15 protein-coding genes are annotated in these 20,228 nt (G+C 51.9%); 9 read left to right on the forward strand and 6 right to left on the reverse strand.

Features of this window, described 5'->3' with window-relative positions; genetic code table 11:
- Position 1 precedes the first annotated feature (1 nt).
- The 3 genes from pqiA to rlmKL are packed head-to-tail and all read right to left on the reverse strand — an operon-like array spanning position 2 to position 5,299.
- Complete coding sequence (gene pqiA / locus JQN59_RS14855) at positions 2-1,255, reverse strand: membrane integrity-associated transporter subunit PqiA (protein ID WP_032942902.1); 1,254 nt, start codon at positions 1,253-1,255, stop codon at positions 2-4.
- A 15-nt stretch (positions 1,256-1,270) separates the two neighbouring features.
- Entirely contained in the window at positions 1,271-3,178 is a 1,908-nt protein-coding gene (locus tag JQN59_RS14860; protein WP_008784281.1) for an ABC transporter ATP-binding protein, read from the reverse strand.
- Positions 3,179-3,190: 12 nt separating this feature from the next.
- Positions 3,191-5,299, reverse strand: coding sequence for a bifunctional 23S rRNA (guanine(2069)-N(7))-methyltransferase RlmK/23S rRNA (guanine(2445)-N(2))-methyltransferase RlmL (rlmKL, locus tag JQN59_RS14865; protein WP_149607840.1), 2,109 nt, complete (start codon positions 5,297-5,299; stop codon positions 3,191-3,193).
- A 98-nt stretch (positions 5,300-5,397) separates the two neighbouring features.
- Here rlmKL and JQN59_RS14870 point away from each other — a divergent pair, with 98 nt between their 5' ends.
- Positions 5,398-6,504, forward strand: a complete 1,107-nt coding sequence (locus JQN59_RS14870; protein ID WP_149607841.1) for a YcbX family protein — start codon at positions 5,398-5,400, stop codon at positions 6,502-6,504.
- Here JQN59_RS14870 and zapC read toward each other — a convergent pair.
- Both zapC and pyrD read right to left on the reverse strand, forming a co-directional pair.
- Complete coding sequence (gene zapC / locus JQN59_RS14875; protein ID WP_003035852.1) at positions 6,501-7,043, reverse strand: cell division protein ZapC; 543 nt, start codon at positions 7,041-7,043, stop codon at positions 6,501-6,503. The two genes, JQN59_RS14870 and zapC, sit on opposite strands and share 4 nt — an antisense overlap.
- Positions 7,044-7,208: 165 nt before the next feature.
- The gene (gene pyrD, locus JQN59_RS14880) at positions 7,209-8,219 is read right to left on the reverse strand and encodes a quinone-dependent dihydroorotate dehydrogenase (protein ID WP_003831973.1); all 1,011 of its coding nucleotides are present in this window, start codon (positions 8,217-8,219) and stop codon (positions 7,209-7,211) included.
- Between the two features lie 243 nt (positions 8,220-8,462).
- Here pyrD and ssuE point away from each other — a divergent pair, with 243 nt between their 5' ends.
- Genes ssuE through ssuB form a run of 5 tightly spaced genes read left to right on the forward strand, consistent with a single transcriptional unit; the run spans position 8,463 to position 12,713 of the window.
- Entirely contained in the window at positions 8,463-9,038 is a 576-nt protein-coding gene (gene ssuE, locus JQN59_RS14885) for an NADPH-dependent FMN reductase (RefSeq protein ID WP_149607842.1), read from the forward strand.
- A complete protein-coding gene (locus JQN59_RS14890; RefSeq protein WP_032942899.1) occupies positions 9,031-10,005 on the forward strand; it encodes a sulfonate ABC transporter substrate-binding protein in 975 nt (324 codons plus the stop codon). The genes ssuE and JQN59_RS14890 overlap by 8 nt, the downstream gene beginning before the upstream one ends.
- On the forward strand, positions 10,002-11,147 hold the full coding sequence (gene ssuD / locus JQN59_RS14895; RefSeq protein ID WP_149607843.1) for an FMNH2-dependent alkanesulfonate monooxygenase: 1,146 nt from the start codon (positions 10,002-10,004) through the stop codon (positions 11,145-11,147). The genes JQN59_RS14890 and ssuD overlap by 4 nt, the downstream gene beginning before the upstream one ends.
- Positions 11,148-11,157: 10 nt before the next feature.
- Positions 11,158-11,949 carry an aliphatic sulfonate ABC transporter permease SsuC gene (ssuC, locus tag JQN59_RS14900; protein ID WP_149607844.1) on the forward strand — a complete coding sequence of 264 codons (792 nt, stop codon included), beginning with the start codon at positions 11,158-11,160 and terminating at the stop codon, positions 11,947-11,949.
- Positions 11,946-12,713: an aliphatic sulfonates ABC transporter ATP-binding protein gene (gene ssuB, locus JQN59_RS14905; protein ID WP_032942896.1), complete on the forward strand. Its 768-nt coding sequence runs from the start codon at positions 11,946-11,948 to the stop codon at positions 12,711-12,713. Before ssuC ends, ssuB begins: the two co-directional genes overlap by 4 nt.
- A gap of 96 nt (positions 12,714-12,809) precedes the next feature.
- Here ssuB and pepN read toward each other — a convergent pair whose 3' ends face one another.
- Positions 12,810-15,422 carry an aminopeptidase N gene (gene pepN / locus JQN59_RS14910; protein WP_048214512.1) on the reverse strand — a complete coding sequence of 871 codons (2,613 nt, stop codon included), beginning with the start codon at positions 15,420-15,422 and terminating at the stop codon, positions 12,810-12,812.
- Positions 15,423-15,688: 266 nt separating this feature from the next.
- Between pepN and pncB the strand changes: the two genes are divergently transcribed.
- From pncB to ompF, 3 genes are all read left to right on the forward strand, one after another.
- Positions 15,689-16,891: a nicotinate phosphoribosyltransferase gene (pncB, locus tag JQN59_RS14915; protein WP_003836860.1), complete on the forward strand. Its 1,203-nt coding sequence runs from the start codon at positions 15,689-15,691 to the stop codon at positions 16,889-16,891.
- Positions 16,892-17,057: 166 nt separating this feature from the next.
- Entirely contained in the window at positions 17,058-18,458 is a 1,401-nt protein-coding gene (asnS, locus tag JQN59_RS14920) for an asparagine--tRNA ligase (protein ID WP_020996514.1), read from the forward strand.
- 600 nt (positions 18,459-19,058) lie between these two features.
- Entirely contained in the window at positions 19,059-20,147 is a 1,089-nt protein-coding gene (gene ompF / locus JQN59_RS14925; protein ID WP_048214563.1) for a porin OmpF, read from the forward strand.
- Positions 20,148-20,228: the final 81 nt, after the last annotated feature.

Raw genomic sequence — 20,228 nt, forward strand, 5'->3', positions numbered from 1 at the left:
GTCAGGACTCCTCATGGCCTGGTTCTGGTTCACGGTCCCACGACAGACGCGGATCAAATGTCATCGCAGAAAACATTGTCATAATGACGACTAAAGCAAACATCAAAGCACCCATTGCAGGATAAATGTTCATTAACCCTCCCATGCGTACCAGCGCAGAGAGTACCGCAATCACAAAGACGTCGATCATTGACCAGCGACCGACAAATTCCACAACTTCATAAATCAGGTGCATACGTTCGCTGTCGCGTTTGCCGTGCCCTTTGGCATCCCAACATAGCCAGGCAATGGCGATCATTTTCAACGTCGGCACCATAATACTGGCGATAAAAATAACCGCAGCCACCGGATAAGAGCCTTCGCTCCAGATTAAAACCACCCCCTCAAGTATCGTTGATGGCAGCTTTGACCCGAGCAGATCGGTAATCATAATCGGCAAAATATTGGCAGGAAGATAAAGCATGATCGACGTGAACAGTAATGCCAACGTCCATTGCAGACTGTTTTTACGCCGCACATATCCTTTCGTCTGGCAGCGCGGACACACCCGTTCATCAGCGGGAAGAATCGCGGTGCAGCAAGAGCAGGAACGCAGTCCCTGTCGAATGCCGGGCACGCCTGGTTTTAACTCCTGCTTAATCACTGGCATTGGCGCAATATCATCCCACAGCCAGCGACGGTCAACGCACTGGAATGCGCGCAGTTGCAAAACGCAAAAGAAGCACCACGGAATAAAGCTGCTGCCCACGCCAATATCGCCGTAAGCCATAAGCTTAACAAAGCTGACCAGCACGCCAGCGAGGAAGATTTCCGCCATCCCCCAGCTTTTTAACTGGAACAGGACGCGTGCAAGACCCGCCTTAAGTCTGGCGGGCATCTGCACCCGATTCACCAGCAGCAAGATAGTCAGCAGGCAAAACGCGGGGACCAACTGCACGAATAATAAAAAGAAGGTGCCGAGACTGGCGTAGTCTTCAGAAAAGAGAACGCTGGGGATCTCCAGCAACGTCACTTCGCTGCTCACCCCTGCGACGTTCATATTCACAAAGGGGAAGAGGTTTGACAGAAGCAGCATGAATAATGCTGCTAATACATAGGCGGTAGGACGCTGTCGCGGCGCGTCCCACTCAACCGTTAACGTAGTGCCACATCGTGGACATGCCGCTTTTTGACCATGCTCAAGGCGAGGTAACGCCACCAGCATGTCACACTGCGAGCACAAAATATGCTTCGCGGCATGGTGATGTTCGCACATATGTGCTCCTTTAAATTATGCGCCGTTCTTCAAAGACTCAAGATACTCCCAGCGCTCAAAGGCTTGCTCAAGTTCTTGTTCCGCTTCGTTCAGATTAGCTAATACCTGCTGTGTTTGCTCATGTGGCTGACTGAAAAAAGCGGCGTCAGCAACCTGCGCTTGTAGCCTTTCCAGTTTAGCTTCCAGTTCTTCAAGCTGAGCGGGGAGCTGCTCCAGTTCGCGCTGCAGTTTATAGCTTAGTTTGCTCGTGCCACGTTTGACAATTTCTGCTTTAGGAGCAACAGCTTCCTCTGTTTTTTTCGCGACCGGTTGTTTAAACGCCACATACTGAGATTGCTGGCTGCGCGCGTCATGATAACCGCCGACATAACGACCAATTTTACCGCCGCCTTCGAAGATCCAGCATTCAGTTACAGTATTATCCACAAACTGACGGTCGTGGCTTACCAGCAGTACAGTCCCCTGATAGCTATCAATTAGTTCTTCAAGCAGTTCCAGCGTTTCGACGTCAAGATCGTTCGTTGGTTCATCGAGAATCAAAAGATTGCTGGGTTTCAGAAAAAGACGCGCCAACAGCAGGCGATTTCGTTCCCCACCAGAGAGCGCTCGCACTGGCGTCATCGCGCGTTTCGGATGGAACAGGAAGTCCTGCAGATAACCCAGCACATGGCGAGGTTTACCGTTAACCATCACCTCTTGCTTACCTTCAGCCAGGTTATCCATCACGGTTTTATCTGGATCCAGTTCGGCGCGGTGCTGATCGAAATAGGCCACTTCCAGCTTGGTGCCGACGTGAATGCGTCCACTGTCAGCCTGAAGCTGGCCTAACATCAGCTTCAGCAGCGTTGTTTTGCCGCAGCCGTTCGGTCCGATTAGCGCAATTTTGTCGCTACGTTGTACCTGTGCGGAGAAATCTTTTACCAGCTGCTTTCCATCAACCTGGTAATCCACGTTCTCCATTTCGAAAACAATCTTGCCTGAACGGCTCGCCTCTTCGACCTGCATCTTCGCCGTGCCCATCACTTCGCGGCGTTCGCCACGCTCGCGACGCATGGCTTTCAGTGCGCGCACGCGGCCTTCGTTGCGGGTACGGCGCGCTTTGATCCCCTGACGGATCCAGACCTCTTCCTGCGCCAGCTTGCGGTCAAACTCTGCATTTTGTAACTCTTCTACGCGCAGCGCTTCTTCTTTTTCCAGCAGATACTGATCGTAATTCCCCGGATAAGTCACCAGCTTGCCACGATCGAGGTCGACGATACGCGTCGCCATATTGCGTATAAATGAACGGTCATGGGAAATGAAGATGATTGTCCCATTGAAGGATTTCAGGAATCCTTCCAGCCAGTCGATGGTTTCAATATCCAGGTGGTTCGTTGGTTCATCCAGCAGCAGTACACGCGGATTGCTCACTAACGCGCGGCCCAGCGCCGCTTTACGCAGCCAACCGCCTGAAAGCGAAGAAAGTGCGGCGTTTGGATCCAGCCCCAACTGCTCCAGCACTTCATTAATACGGCTTTCGAGCTGCCACAGATTGTGATGATCGAGCATTTCCTGAACCCGCGCCATCTCATTCAGATTTCTGTCGCTCGGATCAGTCATCACCAGACGCGAAATATCGTGATAACGTTTGAGATACTCGGCCTGCTCTTCGATACCCTCGGCAACGAAATCATACACGCTGCCCTCAACATTACGCGGCGGATCCTGTTGCAGACGCGCCACAACCAGATCCTGCTCATAAATGATACGCCCGTCGTCAAGCCCCTGCTCACGGTTCAGGATCTTCATCAGCGTCGATTTACCTGCGCCGTTACGGCCAACCAGACAGACGCGTTCGTTATCTTCGATATGCAGTTCTGCATTATCAAGAAGCGGCGCATCGCTGAACGACAGCCATGCACCATGCATACTGATCAATGACATTTATTTATCCTTTCAGGCTGCGGTAATCAGCCAGCAATTGTGGATCTGACGGTTACGGGCAAAATCCTGGGAAAGCGTTTTTTGGGTAATTTCTTGTGCTTTCAATCCCAGTTCAGCCAAACCGTCGAGATCCATACGGAACCCACGTTTGTTGTTGGAGAACATGATCGTGCCGTCTTTACGCAGCAGACGTTTCAGATCTTTCATCAGCGCCAGATGATCGCGCTGCACATCAAACGAATCTTCCATACGTTTTGAGTTAGAGAACGTCGGCGGATCGATGAAAATCAGATCAAACTGTTCATTCGCATCACGCAGCCAGCCCAGGCAATCGGCCTGAATTAAACGGTGAGCGCGACCGCTCAGGCCGTTCAGACGCAGGTTACGTTCCGCCCATTCCAGATAGGTACGCGACATATCGACCGTCGTGGTGCTACGCGCGCCGCCCAATCCTGCATGTACGCTGGCGCTACCGGTGTAGGAAAACAGGTTGAGGAAGTCCTTACCTTTACTCATCTGCCCCAACATACGGCGCGCAATACGGTGATCGAGGAATAAACCCGTATCAAGGTAGTCAGTCAGGTTAACCCACAGGCGCGCGTTGTACTCGCTTACCTCAATGAATTCACCCTTCTCATTCATCTTCTGATACTGATTCTTGCCTTTCTGACGCTCACGGGTTTTCAGCACCAGTTTGTTTGGCGCGATTTCCAATACTGACAGCGTGGCGGCAATGATGTCGAACAAGCGTTGACGTGCTTTTTGCACATCGACCGTCTTCGGCGGTGCGTATTCCTGAACCACGACCCAATCACCGTAACGATCTACTGCAACGTTGTATTCCGGCAGGTCAGCGTCATACAGGCGATAGCATTCAATGCCTTCCTGACGCGCCCATTTTTCCAGCTTCTTAATATTCTTGCGCAGGCGGTTGGCATAATCTTCCGCTACCGTGGCAGGCTTGCTGTCCGCAGTGGTCTCTGCAACGTGATAATTCTTCTGCACACAATCCAGCGGGCCGTTTTTCGCTTTGAACTGCTTGTCGGCACGTAATTGCAGGCTGCTGAGCAGATCCGGCGAGGCGCTGAACAGCGACAAATTCCAGCCACCAAACTGGTTTTTCATCGTACGGCCCAGCAGGCTGTGCAGGGCAATCAGCGCCGGTTCGCTATCCAGACGTTCGCCGTAAGGCGGGTTACTGATAACTGTCCCATACGGTCCTTTCGGCAGCGGATTGCTCAGTTTGGCGACATCTTTCACGTCAAACGTCATCAGATCGGCGATACCGGCGCGGCGAGCATTACTACGCGCTTTTTCAATCACGCGCGCATCGCTATCGGATCCATAAAAATGCGAGGTATAGTCAGCCAGTCCCTTACGCGCACGCACCTGCGCTTCGGCTTTCACTTCTTGCCAGACGGCTTCGTCGTGTTGCGCCCAACCGCTGAAGCCCCAGTATCCACGGTGCAGACCCGGCGCGCGATCGGTCGCCCACATTGCCGCTTCAATCAGCAGCGTGCCGGAACCACACATCGGATCGAGTAACGGGGTTCCCGGCTGCCAGCCAGAACGCATAACAATAGCGGCGGCCAGCGTCTCTTTAATCGGTGCCTGACCCGCGCGATCGCGATAGCCACGCTGATGCAAACCGTCACCGCTCAGATCGAGCGCAATGCTGGCAGTATCTTTGTTCAACCAGACGTTGATGCGCAGATCCGGGGATTCACGATCCACATTCGGACGCGGCATATTTTTGCGGGTAAAGGCATCGACAATTGCATCCTTGACCTTCAGCGCGCCGTACTGGCTGTTACGAATGGTCTCGTTCAGTCCGCTAAAATGGACGGCAAACGTAGCACCAGGGTTAAATATCTCTGTCCAGTCGATTGCCTGAACGCCGAGGTACAGATCAAGATCGCTGTAGACCTTGCACTCTCCCATCGGCAGGATAATGCGCGAGGCCAGGCGGCTCCACATCAGGCTCTGGTAAACAAGCCGCGTGTCGCCCTTAAAATGGACCCCACCCTGAACGACCTGACACTCCAGCGCGCCGAGGTTTTCCAGTTCAGTTTTTAACAGCTCTTCCAGCCCGCGGGCCGTACTGGCAAACAGAGAATTCATAATGTCACTTTTACTCCAAGAAAATTGCTGCGCATTATAGCTAATATGGGCTGTATGTCATAAAGTTGAAGGCTTATTTTCATTCGAGGGGCTGTACAGTGGTCACGTTAACCCGACTTTTTATTCATCCGGTTAAATCAATGCGCGGCATTGGGCTTACGCATGCCCTGGCAGATATTAGCGGTCTCGCCTTTGATCGCATATTTATGATCACTGAACCTGACGGAACGTTCATAACTGCCCGCCAGTTCCCACAAATGGTCCGTTTTACGCCTTCCCCATTCCACGATGGGCTGCATCTTACAGCGCCAGATGGCAGCAGCGCCCTCGTGCGATTTGCCGACTTCGCTCTCCAGGATGCACCAACAGAAGTATGGGGAAATCATTTTACCGCGCGTATTGCACCAGCGGCTATCAACCAGTGGCTTAGCGGCTTTTTCTCCCGTGGCGTGCAGTTACGCTGGGTCGGCCCGCAGCTGACGCGCCGTGTAAAACGCCATGTTGATGTTCCTTTATCCTTCGCTGATGGTTATCCCTATCTGCTGGCCAACGAAGCATCCCTGCGCGATCTGCAACAGCGCTGTCCGGCAAGCGTCAAAATGGAACAGTTTCGCCCCAATATAGTGGTTTCGGGAGCTGGTGCCTGGGAAGAAGATACCTGGAAAGTGATTCGTATTGGCGACGTCATTTTTGATGTAGCAAAACCCTGTAGCCGCTGTATTTTCACGACAGTTAGCCCGGAAAAAGGCCAGAAACATCCATCCGGTGAACCGCTTGCCACATTGCAAACCTTCCGTACTGCGATAGATAACGGCGATGTCGATTTCGGTCAGAATCTTATCGCGCGTAACAGTGGCGTTATTCGCGTCGGCGATGAGGTAGAAATTTTGGCAACCGGCCCCGCCAGAGCGTACGGCGCGGCTGAATCAGACGAAACTACACCCGAACAACAACCTGATGCCACGGTGCTTATTGACTGGCAGGGACAGACCTTTCGCGGAAATAATCAACAGGTATTGCTTGAGCAGTTGGAAAACCAGGGTATCCGGGTTCCCTATTCATGCCGGGCAGGCATTTGCGGATGCTGTCGAATTCGACTGGTAGAAGGCGAAGTTAGCCCGTTGAAGAAATCAGCGATGGGGGACGACGGAACAATTCTTTGCTGCAGCTGTGTTCCCAAAACGGCAATCAGGCTGGAGAGCTAAACCGCCTGCTCAAGGCTGAAACTGTCAACAACGGCCTGCGGTTTCAGTCTGTCATTCATTATTTTAATCGCATCGCCAAGCTGCATCGTACGCCCGGCGATAACCACGCCAGGTTGCGCAAGCAGGCAAAGCGCGGCGTTTTCACCCGGCTCAACCACTAACAGGTTTACCTGTTCATCGGTATCGCTTAAATCAACACAGGCTGCGTCACCCACGACCGGCGACCAGTTAATACCGTGTGCGACAAAGTGCCAGCTTTTTGGCATTTGCGGTTTGAGATAACGAATCGCCACCAGCGCATTAAGCACCAGTTCCGCTTTTTGTTCTTTGGCTAAATCCAGGTAGCGACATTTTTCTTCAAAGGAAAAATAAAGCGCGGCGTCATCAACACAAAAACCTGACGGAGAAAATGCATCAGGAGTGAGCATTTTACGAGCAAAACGCGAACGGAATAACATGCCATTGGCTAAATCGAGCATCATACGATCGTGCTCTTCATCATAATACCAGCGCCAGTTATCGTCGGGTTTAATTCGCATCAGTTTCTCTCCTTTCCTTAATCATCACCGTTACGACAGTATCCTTTTGCCGCTTCGTTTATTGCCCTAATAATAAAAGCTCAGAATGTTTAAATAAGCAACAGTAAAGGAATATAAAACAACCAGGGCTAGAAATAAAGCCCTGGTTTGTGATTAAGGTAGCATTCAGATATTGCTGACGATTTCTTTTATCAACGGCGGACCTTTAAAAATAAAGCCCGAATAAATCTGTACGAGGGTTGCACCAGCAGCTATTTTCTCACGTGCAGCAATCACCGAGTCGATACCACCAACACCAATAATCGGCAGCTGACCTTTTAATTCCTGAGACAACTGGCGAATAATTTCTGTACTTTTTAATTGCAACGGTCGACCGCTCAGACCACCCATTTGATCGCAATTTTTCATTCCCTGAACAAGAGAACGATCGAGGGTGGTGTTAGTCGCAATTACGCCATCAATATTATGACGAACTAAACTATCGGCGACCTGGATCAGTTCTTCCACAGAAAGATCCGGCGCGATCTTTACCGCCACCGGAACATATTTATGGTGGATCGCCTGCAGATCGTTTTGCTTATTTTTAATTGCCGTCAGGAGATCGTCCAGCGCCTCGCCGTATTGTAGCGTACGTAATCCCGGCGTATTCGGCGAAGAGATATTAATCGCGATATAACCAGCATAAGCATAGACTTTTTCCATACAAATCAGATAGTCATCTTTGCCGTTCTCTACTGGGGTATCTTTGTTCTTACCAATATTAATCCCCAGAATACCGTCGAAATGCGATTTTTTAACGTTCTCAACCAGGTTATCAACCCCGTGGTTATTAAACCCCATGCGGTTGATCAAACCTTCTGCATCGACCAGACGGAATAGACGCGGTTTATCGTTACCCGGCTGAGGGCGTGGCGTCACGGTACCAATCTCAATGGAACCAAATCCCATCGCGCCGAGCGCATCAATGCACTCCCCGTCTTTATCCAGTCCGGCAGCAAGCCCGAGCGGATTTTTAAACGTCAACCCCATACAGGTAACCGGTTTTGCCGGTACTTTCTGGCGTACAAGCGCTTCAAGCGGTGTGCCGGTAATGCGACGTAATTGCTGGAATGTCAATTCATGAGCGCGCTCTGGATCGAGCTGAAAAAGGGCTTTACGAACGAAGGGGTAGTACATGAACTCTCCTGGATTCCCGGTGTGCAAACCGGGGGCGTATTATGTGCGATCGCGAGCAAAAAGGGAATTGACCTGCGGCAATAAATAGCAATCGTTTTCCTCGCCTCTGCCTTTTTATTCAATTTCCAACTTTTCTATGCCGTATAAATCATTTCGATAAACAAAATCTCTCTGCCAGACTGCTCAAATTGTTATCAATGTTAACCAAAAGCAAACAATTAGTTATAAGGGGAGAATGAAATTATGCGCGTCATCACTCTGGCGGGGAGCCCTCGCTTTCCCTCTCGATCCAGTGCGTTACTGGAATATGCCCGAGAAAAACTTCACGGTCAGGATGTCGAAATCTTTCACTGGAACCTGCACAATTTTGCCCCGGAAGACCTAATCTATGCTCGTTTCGACAGTCCGGCGCTGAACACATTTATCGAACAATTGCAGGATGCAGACGGGCTGATTGTCGCAACACCAGTCTATAAAGCCGCTTACTCTGGCGCCCTGAAAACCCTGCTCGACCTACTCCCCGAGCGGGCGCTGGAAGGGAAAGTGGTTTTGCCGTTGGCGACCGGCGGCAGCGTGGCGCATTTACTTGCCGTCGATTACACGCTGAAACCGGTACTGAGCGCATTAAAGGCCCAGGAGATCCTGCACGGTGTGTTTGCCGATGATTCACAGGTGATTGATTATCAGCATAAACCTCAGTTTACGCCCAACCTTCAGCAGCGTCTGGACAGTGCGCTCGATACCTTCTGGCTGGCGTTGCATCGTCGCGATGTCCAACTTCCTCAACTGAACCCCCTGCGAGGTGCCGCTCATGCTTGATTTTCTCAGGCGTCACACGTCATGGCTGGCACTAACCGGGTTGTTGTCGCTGTCAACGCTGGGGCATGCCGCAGAATCGGCCCCCGATGCTCTGCGTATTGGTTACCAGAAAGGAAGCGTCAGTATGGTGCTGGCCAAAAGCCATCAGCTACTCGAGAAACGCTATCCGCAGACTAAAATCTCGTGGGTCGAATTCCCGGCTGGACCGCAAATGCTGGAAGCACTCAATATCGGCAGTATCGATCTCGGCAGTACCGGTGACATTCCGCCGATTTTCGCCCAGGCAGCCGGGGCCGATCTGGTTTACGTGGGCGTCGAGCCGCCCAAACCGAAAGCCGAAGTGATTCTGGTGCCAAAAAATAGCCCGATCCAGAGCGTCGCGCAGCTTAAAGGACATAAAGTCGCCTTCCAGAAAGGCTCCAGCGCCCACAATTTACTGCTCCGGGCGCTGCAACAGGCCGGACTGAAATTTACCGATATTCAACCAACGTATCTGACTCCCGCCGATGCGCGAGCGGCCTTTCAGCAAGGAAACGTGGATGCGTGGGCTATCTGGGATCCCTATTATTCCGCCGCGTTACTGCAAGGTGATGTACGCGTACTGAAGGATGGCTCAGACCTCAAGCAAACCGGTTCGTTTTATCTCGCCGCCCGTCCTTATGCCGAGAAAAATGGCGCTTTTGTACTTGGTGTACTGGATACCTTTAGCCAGGCCGATGCGTTAACGCTCAACCAGCGCCAGCAAAGCATTACCCTGCTGGCCAAAACCATGGGGCTGCCCGAACCGGTGATTGCGTCTTATCTGGATCACCGTCCGCCAACCACCATTGTGCCAGTCAACGCCTCTGTTGCTGCCCTGCAACAACAAACCGCCGATCTGTTTTATGACAACCGTTTGGTGCCGAAAAAAATCGATATTCGCCAGCGTATCTGGCAACCCACTCAGCAGGCAGGAGAAAAATTATGAGTCTGAATATGTTCTGGTTTTTACCCACCCACGGTGACGGTCATTATCTTGGAACGGAAGAAGGTTCGCGCCCGGTCGATCACAGTTATCTGCAACAAATCGCACAAACGGCCGATCGTCTTGGATTTACCGGCGTCCTGATCCCAACCGGTCGCTCTTGCGAAGATGCCTGGCTGGTCGCCGCTTCGATGATCCCGGTCACCCAGAGATTAAAGTTTCTGGTCGCGCTGCGCCCAAGCGTCACCTCGCCCACGGTTGCGGCACGTCAGGCTGCGACGCTCGACAGACTCTCAAATGGCCGGGCGTTATTTAACCTGGTGACCGGCAGCGATCCGCAGGAGCTGGCAGGTGACGGCGTGTTCCTCGATCACACAGAACGATATGAAGCCTCTGCTGAATTTACTCAGGTCTGGCGGCGCTTGCTGCAAGGTGAAACGGTGGATTTCAACGGCAAACATATTCATGTCCGCGGCGCGAAGCTGCTTTTCCCTCCCGTACAACAACCCCGGCCACCGCTTTATTTCGGCGGCTCGTCTGATGTCGCACAAGACCTTGCTGCCGAGCAGGTTGATCTCTATCTGACCTGGGGCGAGCCGCCGGAACAGGTGAAAGCTAAGATTGAACAGGTGCGGGCCAAAGCAGCGGCGCTCGGGCGCAAGATCCGCTTTGGTATTCGTCTGCATGTGATCGTACGGGAGACAACCCACGAGGCGTGGCAGGCAGCGGATCGTCTGATAGCCCACCTTGATGACGACACCATTGCCAAAGCCCAGGCCGCCTTCTCAAGAACGGATTCGGTTGGTCAGCAGCGAATGGCTGCACTGCACAATGGTAAACGCGACAAACTGGAAATTAGTCCGAACCTGTGGGCAGGCGTTGGACTGGTACGCGGTGGTGCGGGTACCGCGCTGGTCGGAGATGGTCCGACTGTCGCGGCGCGTATCAATGAGTATGCCGCGCTGGGAATCGACAGCTTTGTGTTGTCCGGATACCCACATCTGGAAGAGGCATACAAGGTTGGCGAGCTGCTGTTCCCGCATCTGGATGTTGCTATACCAGAAATTCCGCAGCCACAGCGTCTGCACCAACAAGGCGAAGCGGTGGCAAACGAATTTATCCCGCGCAAAGTCGCGCAAAGCTAAGGAGCGGCTAATGGCAACGCCGAAAAACAGGTGGTTATTGCGCCTCGCGCCCTGGTTTTTACCGGTAGGTTTGGTGGCGCTCTGGCAGTTCGCATCTTCAATGGGCTGGCTGTCCACTCGCATTCTGCCCTCTCCGGAAGGTGTTATCGAAGCTTTCTGGACGCTTTCCGCCAGTGGCGAGCTTTGGCAGCATCTGGCCATCAGTTCCTGGCGCGCGTTGATCGGATTCTCCATCGGTGGATCGATTGGCCTGACACTGGGACTTATCAGCGGTCTTTCGCGTTGGGGAGAACGCCTGCTGGATACCTCGGTGCAGATGCTGCGTAACGTACCGCATCTGGCGCTGATCCCGCTGGTGATTTTGTGGTTCGGCATTGATGAATCCGCCAAGATCTTTCTCGTGGCGTTGGGAACACTGTTCCCAATTTACATCAACACCTGGCATGGGATCCGTAGTATCGATCGTGGGCTGGTAGAAATGGCGCGCAGCTATGGATTATCCGGCTTTTCACTGTTTGTTCATGTGATCCTCCCCGGCGCCCTGCCCTCGATTATGGTCGGCGTGCGTTTTGCTCTCGGGCTGATGTGGCTGACGCTGATTGTGGCGGAAACCATTTCTGCCAATGCTGGTATTGGTTATCTGGCGATGAACGCCCGCGAATTTCTGCAAACCGATGTGGTCGTGGTGGCCATTATTCTCTACGCCCTGCTCGGCAAACTTGCCGACATCAGCGCCCAATTGCTGGAGCGAGTCTGGCTACGCTGGCACCCGGCTTATCATGTAAAGGAGGCTACCATATGAATACCGCTCGCCTGAATCAGGGTACACCGCTGTTGCTGAGCGCCGTGACAAAACAATACGCCGCCAATACAGTGCTCAATCAATTAGATTTGCATATTCCGGCCGGACAGTTTGTTGCCGTGGTTGGCCGCAGCGGCGGTGGTAAAAGTACATTGCTGCGTCTGCTGGCAGGGCTGGAATCGCCCACCTCAGGCGCATTACTTGCCGGAACCACCCCACTGGCGGAAATTCAGGATGATACACGTATGATGTTCCAGGATGCGCGTCTGCTGCCATGGAAGACGGTTATCGATAATGTGGGCCTGGGTCTGAAAGGTCAGTGGCGCGATGCGGCCCGAGATGCGCTGGCCGCCGTTGGGCTGGAGAGTCGTGCTCACGAATGGCCGGCTGCGCTGTCCGGTGGACAAAAACAGCGTGTCGCCCTGGCACGGGCATTAATTCATCGCCCCGGTTTGCTGCTGCTGGATGAACCCCTCGGCGCTCTGGATGCCCTAACCCGCCTTGAAATGCAGGATCTGATCGTCTCTTTATGGCAAGAGCACGGCTTTACCGTACTGCTGGTCACTCATGACGTCAGTGAAGCGGTGGCAATGGCCGATCGCGTGTTGCTGATTGAGGACGGAAAAATCGGACTGGATCTTACGGTGGATATTCAGCGCCCCCGCCGTTTGGGATCGGTACGGTTAGCCGATCTGGAAGCGGAAGTGTTGAACCGGGTTATGAAACGCGGCGAGACGGAACAACCGATCCTTCGACATGGATAACCGCTCAGAAAACCAGGCCCGGTAGCGCTTACCGGGCCTTTTGCCGGATGGCGGCGTTACCGCCTTATCCGGCCTACTAAACTACAGGTCAACGTTTCAGGCTAACGCTTTGTCAATCTTCTCGAACAGGTCGCCGGAAAGATTTTCCAGACCTTTCAGCTGTTCCAGCGCCGCACGCATTTTCGCCTGACGTTTTGCATCGTAACGTTTTAAGCGAATTAGCGGCTCAATCAGACGTGACGCCACCTGCGGGTTACGGCTATTAAGCTCAGTCAACATGTCGACCAGGAACTGATATCCACTACCATCTTCCGCATGGAATGCCGCCGGGTTGCTACCCGCAAAGGCACCGATCAGCGAACGAATTCGGTTCGGGTTACTCATACTGAAAGAGCGATGCTTCAGCAGGCCGCGTACCGTTTCCAGCACGTTTTTCGCCGGGCTGGTGGATTGCAGGATAAACCATTTGTCCATCACCAAACCGTCATGGTGCCACTTATCGTCATACTCCTGCATTAGCGCGTCGCGACAAGGCAGCTGCGCCGCCACTGCCGCGGATAGCGCCGCCAGCGCATCGGTCATATTGTTCGCTTCACGATACTGCTTGCTTACCAACGTGTCAGCCAGATGGGTTTCGCCAAAGGCCAGGAAACGCAGGCAGGCGTTACGCAGCGTACGCTTGCCAATATCGGCATGCTCAACGCGGTACTCATCAAGATGATTAGCGTTATAGATGGCGAGGAATTCATCTGCCAGCTCGGCCGCCAGCGTGCGGGTTAACGCTTCGCGTACTTCGGTTATCGCCACCGGATCGATGATGTCGAACAGTTCGGCTATTTCATTTACTGAAGGCAGCGTCAGGATCTCTGCTGCCAGCGCCGGATCGATTTTCTCATCCAGTAAAATTGCGCGGAATGCATCAGCCACGTGTACCGGCAGCGACAGCGGTTGTCCCTGCTGATGACGGGCAACGTTAAGCTTAATATAGGTCGCCAGCAGGCTTTGCGCCGCGTCCCAACGAGAGAAATCGTTACGCGCATGACGCATCAGGAAGGTCAGCTGCTGATCGCTCCATTTGTATTCCAGTTTTACCGGCGCGGAGAATTCGCACAGCAGCGCCGGAACCGGCTGGAAGTAGACGTTATCAAAGACAAACGTCTGCTCTGCCTGGGTGACGTTGAGTACAGAATTCACCGGGTGCCCGCCTTTTTGTAGCGGGATCACTTTCCCTTCGTTGTCATACAACTCGAGGGCGAAAGGAATATGCAGCGGCTGTTTTTCGGCCTGATCCGGCGTGGCCGGCGTGCGCTGGCTGATCGTCAGCGTGTACTGCTCAGTTGACGGATTGTAGTCATCACGCACGGTCAGAATCGGCGTACCGGACTGACTGTACCAGCGGCGGAAATGGGAGAGATCAACGTTAGAAGCATCTTCCATCGCCTGCACGAAATCATCACAAGTTGCAGCACTTCCGTCATGACGCTCAAAGTACAGTTGCATCCCTTTCTGGAAGTTAGCCTCACCGAGCAGGGTGTGGATCATACGAATGACTTCAGCGCCCTTTTCGTACACGGTCAGGGTATAGAAGTTGTTCATTTCAATGACCATATCCGGGCGGATAGGATGCGCCATCGGGCTGGCATCTTCAGCAAACTGCAGACCACGCATGGTGCGCACATTGCTGATGCGGTTTACCGCGCGTGAGCCGAGATCGGAACTGAACTCTTGATCGCGGAACACAGTTAAGCCTTCTTTCAGGCTCAACTGGAACCAGTCACGGCAGGTCACACGGTTGCCGGTCCAGTTGTGAAAATACTCATGACCGATAACGCGCTCAATATCGAGGTAGTCTTTGTCGGTGGCGGTATCGGTACGTGCCAGCACATATTTGGAGTTAAAGACGTTCAGACCTTTATTCTCCATCGCGCCCATGTTGAAGAAATCCACGGCGACAATCATATAGATGTCGAGGTCATACTCGAGGCCAAAGCGCTCTTCATCCCATTTCATGGAGTTTTTCAGCGAGGTCATCGCCCACGGCGCGCGGTCAAGGTTGCCGCGATCGACGTACAGTTCCAGCGCCACCTCACGCCCGGAACGGGTGGTAAAGGTATCGCGCAGAACGTCGAAATCACCGGCTACCAACGCAAACAGATAGCACGGTTTCGGGAACGGGTCCTGCCACTGTACCCAGTGACGACCATTTTCCAGTTCGCCCTGCGCCACACGGTTACCGTTGGAGAGCAGGAACGGATATTGGGTTTTATCGGCGATAATTTTGGTGGTAAAACGCGCCAGAACATCGGGTCTGTCGAGATACCAGGTAATATGGCGGAACCCTTCTGCTTCACACTGGGTGCACAGCGCTTCGCCAGACTGGTACAGCCCTTCCAGCGCAGTATTGGCCGCTGGGCTAATTTCATTCACGATACGCAGCGTAAAACGCTCCGGCAACTGACTAATGACCAGAGTGCCCTCTTCTTCTTTATACTCTGTCCACGGCTCGTCGTTCACGTGGATCGACACCAGGGTCAGATCTTCGCCATTCAGGCGCAGGGGCACATCAGACGCGCCATGACGGACAGCCTGGCTCACTGCGGTGACCACGGTTTTTTCAGCATCCAGGTCAAAGGTCAAGTCAATATCAGTAATCTGGTAATCCGGCGCACGATAGTCGTGACGGTATTTGGCTTGTGGCTGTTGTGTCATAAAAAAACCTTTAGCATCTTTAATAGAGTCTCGGCTTCAGTCTATTCCTGTTGCGTAAATCGCGCTACGCAGAATGTTCATCTTTTCAGGCACAAACACCCTTTTTGCTACATTTTCATAACACGTGGCACGAATTGCCCTCGACCAGAAAGAGAGCTTATGGTGTGATCGGGGTTCAATAAATCGCTAAACAGGGTATACTCCAGCGGTTTTCTTAGTTGTTTATTGTACTAAACGCTCCCGTGAGAGGATGCTACTGCGCACCTATGACACAATTCGCTTCTCCTGTTCTGCACTCGCTGCTGGATACAGACGCTTATAAGTTGCATATGCAGCAAGCCGTTTTTCACCACTACTATGATGTACAAGTAGCGGCTGAATTTCGTTGCCGTGGCGATGACCTGCTCGGTATTTATGCCGATTCTATTCGTGAGCAGGTGAATGCTATGCAGCACCTGCGACTGCAGGAGGATGAGTACCAGTGGCTCTCCGGCCTGCCTTTCTTTAAAGCTGATTACCTCACCTGGTTACGTGATTTCCGCTATAACCCGGAACAGGTTTGCGTCACCAATGATAACGGCAAGCTAAACATCCGCTTAACCGGTCCGTGGCGTGAAGTGATCATGTGGGAAGTCCCGCTGTTAGCGGTGATTAGCGAACTGGTACACCGTTACCGTTCACCTGAATCAGGCGTCCCGCAGGCACTCGATGAGCTGGAAAGCAAACTAGTAGAATTCTCTGCTTTAACGAAAGATGTCGATATGTCCCGCTTCCATTTGATGGATTTCGGTACGCGTCGTCGTTTTTCGCGCGAAGTACAGCAGGCTATCGTTAAACGCCTGCAGCAAGAGCCCTGGTTTGTCGGCACCAGTAACTACGATCTGGCCCGCCGCCTGTCATTAACCCCAATGGGTACGCAGGCGCATGAGTGGTTCCAGGCTCATCAGCAAATCAGTCCAGAACTTGCCACCAGCCAGCGCGTAGCCCTGGCAGCCTGGTTAAATGAATACCCTGATCAACTCGGCATTGCATTGACCGATTGCATTACCATGGACGCATTTTTACGCGACTTTGGCGTTGAGTTTGCTACCCGCTATCAGGGTCTACGCCATGACTCAGGCGATCCGGTGGAATGGGGTGAAAAAGCCATCGCCCATTATGAAAAACTGGGTATTGATCCGCTAAGCAAAACGCTGGTCTTCTCAGATAATCTCGATCTGAAAAAAGCGATTGAACTCTACCGCCACTTCTCTTCCCGCGTACAGTTGAGTTTTGGTATTGGGACACGGCTAACATGCGACATTCCGCAGGTTAAGCCACTCAATATTGTGATCAAGCTGGTGGAATGTAACGGCAAACCGGTGGCGAAGTTATCTGACAGCCCGGGTAAAACCATCTGCCACGATAAAGCATTTGTTCGTGCACTGCGCAAAGCCTTCGATCTCCCGCATATCAAAAAAGCCAGTTAAGCCTTCCAGGGAGCCATTTTGGCTCCCTTTTTCGCGTTTATTTCCGAAATCTTTCACTCCAGCTACGAATTCTGCTTGTCTGATTGCAGATGCCAGGTAACATAGGTATCCCCCCATTACGGGTGGACATGTGTTTATATATCCGACTATTAACAGAGAGAATATTATGAGCGTTGTGCCTGTAGCCGACGTACTCCAGGGCCGCGTAGCCGTTGACAGCGAAGTCACCGTGCGCGGATGGGTGCGTACCCGCCGAGATTCAAAAGCTGGCATCTCCTTCCTCGCCGTTTATGACGGTTCCTGCTTTGATCCTGTACAGGCCGTCATCAATAATTCTCTGCCCAATTACAATCAGGACGTACTGCGCCTGACGACGGGTTGTTCAGTTATCGTAACGGGTAAAGTCGTTGCATCTCCTGGACAAGGACAGAGCTTTGAAATTCAGGCCACTGAGGTTGAAGTAACGGGCTGGGTTGAAGATCCTGACACTTACCCAATGGCAGCCAAGCGTCACAGCATTGAGTATCTGCGGGAAGTGGCGCACATGCGTCCGCGTACCAACATGATTGGTGCGGTAGCGCGTGTACGTCATACGCTGGCGCAAGCTCTGCATCGTTTCTTCCACGAGCAGGGTTTCTTTTGGGTATCGACTCCGTTGATCACCGCTTCCGATACGGAAGGTGCCGGTGAAATGTTCCGTGTTTCTACGCTGGATCTGGAAAACCTGCCGCGTAACGATCAGGGTAAAGTCGATTTCGATAAAGACTTCTTTGGTAAAGAAGCCTTCCTGACCGTTTCCGGTCAGCTGAACGGTGAAACCTACGCCTGCGCCCTGTCCAAAATTTATACTTTTGGCCCGACGTTCCGTGCAGAAAACTCTAACACCAGTCGTCACCTGGCAGAGTTCTGGATGCTGGAACCTGAAGTGGCTTTTGCTGACCTGAATGATGTTGCAGGCCTGGCTGAAGCGATGCTGAAGTACGCGTTTAAAGCCGTACTGGCAGAGCGTGCGGATGATATGAAATTCTTCGCTGAACGTGTCGACAAAGATGCGATTTCACGCCTGGAACGTTTCATTGACGCCGACTTCGCGCAGGTGGACTACACCGACGCGGTAAGCATTCTGGAAAAATGCGGCAAACAGTTCGAAAACCCGGTGTACTGGGGTGTGGATCTGTCTTCCGAGCATGAACGTTATCTTGCTGAAGAGCACTTTAAAGCGCCGGTGGTGGTGAAAAACTACCCGAAAGATATCAAAGCGTTTTATATGCGCCTTAACGAAGACGGTAAGACCGTCGCAGCAATGGACGTTCTGGCTCCGGGAATCGGTGAAATCATCGGTGGTTCTCAGCGTGAAGAGCGTCTGGACGTGCTGGATGCCCGTATGCTGGAAATGGGTCTGAACAAAGAAGATTACTGGTGGTATCGCGACCTGCGTCGCTACGGTACCGTTCCGCATTCCGGTTTCGGTTTGGGCTTTGAGCGTTTGATCGCTTACGTCACCGGCGTACAGAACGTCCGTGACGTTATTCCGTTCCCGCGTACTCCACGTAACGCCACCTTCTAAACGTGCGTTATTGTTTCAAAGGCCAGCATTGCTGGCCTTTTTTATACCCTTTTCGTGTTATCTGGATACCCATCTCACGTTAAACACAACCTTTCAATCCCCTCCACCTGTTACGTAATATTTCATCGCAATACATTTGCACAAAAAATAATCAGCAATTTTATTGTGGATTAGCATTTTCTGATTAAATAGTACATTTTTTAGCCTCTCGCACGGCACTCCAGACGTCCAAAAATCGTTACCTGTAAAATCCGAACTTTCCGGCATAACGGAGAAAAAATGACCTTATCAAAATTAAACATAAGAAAATCATATAAATAGAAATAAAAACGAGAATTTTAAGCGCAGGGGCATCCGAAGTTTGACGCTGTTCACAAAGTCGCACAAAAATAACAATTTGTTACACATTTTTTCTTTTTGAAACCAAATCTTTATATTTGTAGCACTTTGACGGTAGCGAAACGGTAGTTTGAATGGAAAGATGCCTGTCAGACACATAAAGACACCAAACTCTCATCAATAGTTCCGTAAATTTTGATTGACGGAATTTATTGGCGGCAGTGGCAGGTGTCATATAAAAACCGATGAGGGTAATAAATAATGATGAAGCGCAATATTCTGGCAGTGGTTATCCCTGCTCTGCTGGTAGCCGGGGCAGCTAACGCTGCAGAAGTTTATAACAAAGATGGCAACAAGCTGGATGTATACGGTAAAACCGTAGGTCTGCACTATTTTTCTGATAACGCTGGCAACGATGGCGATCAGACTTATGCCCGTCTTGGTTTCAAAGGGGAAACTCAGATTAATTCCGATCTGTCCGGTTACGGTCAGTGGGAATACAACTTTGCCGGTAATAACTCTGAAGGCGGCAGTGACGCTCAGAACGGCAACAAAACCCGTCTGGCATTTGCCGGTCTGAAATATGCCGATCTGGGCTCTTTCGACTACGGTCGTAACTACGGTATCGTTTACGATGCCCTGGGTTACACCGATATGCTGCCAGAATTTGGTGGTGATACCGCGTACAGCGACAACTTCTTCGTTGGCCGTGTGGGTGGTGTTGCGACCTACCGTAACTCTAACTTCTTCGGTCTGGTTGACGGCCTGAACTTCGGTATCCAGTATCTGGGTAAAAACGAGCGTGATGGCAATACCGGTCGTTCTAACGGCGACGGCGTTGGCGGTTCTGTAAGCTACGAAATGGATGGCTTCGGTATCGTTGGTGCTTACGGTGCAGCTGACCGTACCAATGCGCAGGAAAACTCTTTCTACGCTAACGGCGGCAAAAAAGCTGAGCAGTGGGCAACCGGCCTGAAGTATGATGCTAACAACATCTACCTGGCAGCGAACTACGGTGAAACCCGTAACGCAACCCGCCTCTCTACTACCCAGAATGGCGTGACCACCAGCGGCTTCGCCAACAAAACGCAAGATTTCTTTGTTGTCGCTCAGTACCAGTTCGATTTCGGTCTGCGCCCGTCCATTTCCTACAACAAATCTAAAGCGAAAGACGTAGAAGGTGTAGGCAACGAAGATCTGGTGAACTACATTGAAGTGGGCGCTACCTACTACTTCAACAAAAACATGTCCACCTATGTTGACTACCAGATCAACCAGATCGACTCTGATAACAAACTGGGCGTGAACTCTGACGACACCGTAGCAGTCGGTATCGTTTACCAGTTCTAATAGCAGACCTCTTTGTTAAATGCCTAAAAAACAGGACTTCGGTCCTGTTTTTTTATCTCTGCTAGCGGATTCTTGCGTCTT

Source organism: Citrobacter sp. B72, from assembly GCF_016894305.1.
Taxonomy (GTDB): domain Bacteria; phylum Pseudomonadota; class Gammaproteobacteria; order Enterobacterales; family Enterobacteriaceae; genus Citrobacter; species Citrobacter portucalensis.